We start from the raw sequence: 2,974 nt of genomic DNA, 5'->3' as shown, positions 1-2,974 counted from the left end.
CCAAAAATAAGAATACACGCGATCACAGTATTCACGAACATACCACCTTATGTGAGTAATGTTTGGACAAACTTTCTGGCGTCTTTGTCCACTTCACGGATCTCTTGAAGGCTCGGCTTTGCGATCACCTGATGGCGTTCCAAAGCTTTTTCAATGATGTCTTCAATCCCGAGAAAGGAAATCCTGCCTGAAAGAAATGCCGCAACGGCTTCCTCGTTGGCCGCGTTTAAAACAGTCGGCATTGTACCGCCTATTTTACCTGATTCATAAGCGAATTGTAAGCAGCGGAACCTTTCAAAATCAGCTTGGGCAAAATTCAGCTGTCCGACTTCCCAGAGTTCGAGTGATTTGGCTTCATCAAACGGCAGGCGTTCCGGATAGCTGAGCGCGTATTGAATCGGCACTCTCATATCAGGTGTGCCAAGCTGGGCGATGACGCTTCGGTCGTGGAATTCCACCATTGAATGAATGATGCTTTCTTTGTGAAGGAGGACATCGATCCGGTCATAAGGCAGATCAAACAGCCAGTGCGCTTCAATGACCTCTAGCCCTTTATTCATCATTGTAGCCGAATCGATCGTGATTTTTGCACCCATCGACCAATTTGGATGATTGAGGGCTTCTTCCACTGTGACCCCTTCAAGTTCCTGCCTTGTTCTGTCCCTGAAGCTGCCGCCTGAAGCCGTGACGATCAGCCGTTTAATATGCTTCGGATTTTCCCCCTGGAGCGCCTGGAAAATCGCAGAATGCTCGCTGTCGACTGGCAAGAGCGGGACATCGTATGTTTGGGCGTGTTCTTTCACTATATGACCGGCTGTCACGAGAGTTTCCTTATTTGCAAGCGCGACTGTTTTTTTATGCTCCATCGCCTTTAAAGTCGGCAGAAGACCGACGCTGCCGACGAGAGCATTGACGACGACATCCGCTTCCGGACTAACGGCCGCTTCGATTAAAGATTCCTCCCCGATCCCTGTTTTAAAGGTGTAAGAAAAAGAATGCTGTTTTAATGCTTCATATGTATGCTCATCCCCTACAGATACATACTTCGGTTTAAATGTTTCAATGATTTCTGCCGCTTTTTCGGCGTTTTTTCCGAAAGACATGGCGGTCAGCTGAAACTTATCGTCATGCGCTTTGATCACATCAAGCGTCTGTTCTCCTATGGAGCCTGTCGCCCCCAATAGACATATGTTCTTCAAAATTGCCGCACCTCTGTTTCTTTCTAGCTATCAGTACCCTTTTCTATCATAGCCCGAACGGCTGAAAAAGAACAAGCAGGAAGTATAGAACCGGCATGACAAATAAAAAGCTGTCAAAGCGGTCCAGCATTCCGCCGTGTCCCGGAAGGATCCGGCCCGAGTCTTTCACTTTGTAGTGCCTTTTGAACGCAGACTCGGCCAAATCGCCGATCTGACCGACGATTGATAAAAGCACGGTAATGATCAGCACAAACAGATAAGCGTGCGGAAAACCTGTGGCAGCCTGATAAATCGCGGAAAAAACGACCGCTGTCAAAATTCCGCCCCAAAAGCCTTCAACCGTTTTGTTAGGGCTGATTTCAGGCCAGAGCTTCCGCTTTCCAAACGCCTTTCCGATAAAATAAGCGCCGGAATCCGTTGACCAGACGACGCCGATTGCAAAAAAGACATAGCTGAGTCCGATGTTTCTGATTTCAATAAAGTAATAAAACCCGAATCCGATATAAACTGCTGCCAGCGCCACGAATGCCGCTTCGTCAAAAGTAAACGAGATTTTGCTGAGCACCGTGTATGCCAAAAGCAAAAGGACGGCCAAAAAGACGACCTCCCCTTTGGTTATGCCCAGCCCCGCGTCTTCCGCATATTGGCTTGGATACAGCAAAACCGCCAAAAGCAGCAGGCTGATGATACCCGGAGCGCTGATAAGCTTCAGGCCTTTCATTCTTAAAAGTTCAAATAGAGCGAGTATACCTATTGCATAAACTAGCAGGGTGAACGGCAGCTTGCCGAAAATCACGAGCGGCAGAAAAACCGCTGCCGCGATCACACCCGTCAATATTCTCTGTTTCATCTGCACCATCCTCTAAATTCCGCCAAACCTTCTCCCGCGACGCTGATATTCTCCGATAGCCTGAAGCAAGTGAACGTCTTTAAAATCAGGCCACAATACATCGGTAAATAAAAATTCGCTGTAGGCAAGCTGCCAAAGCATGAAGTTGCTCAGCCTGATCTCGCCGCTTGTGCGAATCAGCAAATCAGGGTCCTGCAAAGCTTCTGTCATTAAATAATCGGAAAATAGCTTTTCGTCGATTTCCTCGGTATTCAATGTGCCTTTTTTCGCTTCTTCGGCAATTCTCTTTGCGGCTCTGACGATTTCTGCACGTCCCCCGTAATTCAATGCAAAATTAAGAATAAGTCCGTCATTGTTCTCCGTATCACGGATTGCTTTTTCAACCGCGCGGATCGTGTGGGGCGGCAGTCCTTCCCTATCGCCTGTCAAGCGGACCCGGACATTTTCTTCGACCAGCTCCGGGAGATACGTTCCCAGGAACTCTTCAGGCAGCTTCATCAGAAAGTCAACCTCAAACTTAGGACGCTTCCAATTTTCCGTCGAAAAGGCATACAGCGTCAACGCTTTGACACCGAGCTCATTGGCAAGCTTTGTCGTCTGTCTGACTACCTTCATGCCTTCGTGATGACCCGCGATGCGGGGCATCGCCCGTTTCTTTGCCCAACGGCCGTTTCCGTCCATAATAATGGCGATATGTTCAGGAATTTCTCCTTTTAAAATATTTTCTTTTGTGTAACATTCCATGTTGGAAGCAGCTGAATGCTGATTCTTCCAATTTTTGAGTATATTGAGCATGAGAGTCCTCCATCACCCAAAAGGTTGCTTTCCTGTTATATCGTTCTTGATAACAACAGTATTAACAAAAAAACCCCCTGTAAACATGAGAGGGTCTTTTCACTATTATCTATTGTACAGAGTTTTTCAT

At 47.2% G+C, this 2,974-nt stretch carries 3 protein-coding genes; all 3 read right to left on the bottom strand.

The window, feature by feature from the left end; genetic code table 11:
• Window positions 1–47: 47 nt before the first annotated feature.
• From dxr to C1T29_RS10705, 3 genes are read right to left on the bottom strand one after another with little or no spacing between them, the layout of a single operon-like run.
• Window positions 48–1,199, bottom strand: coding sequence for a 1-deoxy-D-xylulose-5-phosphate reductoisomerase (gene dxr, locus C1T29_RS10715; protein ID WP_026579731.1), 1,152 nt, complete (start codon window positions 1,197–1,199; stop codon window positions 48–50).
• A gap of 46 nt (window positions 1,200–1,245) precedes the next feature.
• Complete coding sequence (locus tag C1T29_RS10710; RefSeq protein ID WP_208945687.1) at window positions 1,246–2,049, bottom strand: phosphatidate cytidylyltransferase; 804 nt, start codon at window positions 2,047–2,049, stop codon at window positions 1,246–1,248.
• A gap of 12 nt (window positions 2,050–2,061) precedes the next feature.
• Window positions 2,062–2,844: an undecaprenyl pyrophosphate synthase gene (locus tag C1T29_RS10705; protein ID WP_020451418.1), complete on the bottom strand. Its 783-nt coding sequence runs from the start codon at window positions 2,842–2,844 to the stop codon at window positions 2,062–2,064.
• Between the last annotated feature and the right edge of the window lie 130 nt (window positions 2,845–2,974).

The organism is Bacillus sp. MBGLi79, assembly GCF_002953915.1.
The sequence above is the reverse complement of the archived record's forward strand: the minus strand, read 5'-3'. Positions and strand labels throughout refer to the sequence as shown.

What these genes read in the sequence shown, in the direction of transcription:
- C1T29_RS10710 (WP_208945687.1), bottom strand. Translation starts at nt 2,049, where the DNA reads ATGAAACAGAGAATATTGACGGGTGTGATCGCGGCAGCGGTTTTTCTG.
- C1T29_RS10705 (WP_020451418.1), bottom strand. Translation starts at nt 2,844, where the DNA reads ATGCTCAATATACTCAAAAATTGGAAGAATCAGCATTCAGCTGCTTCC.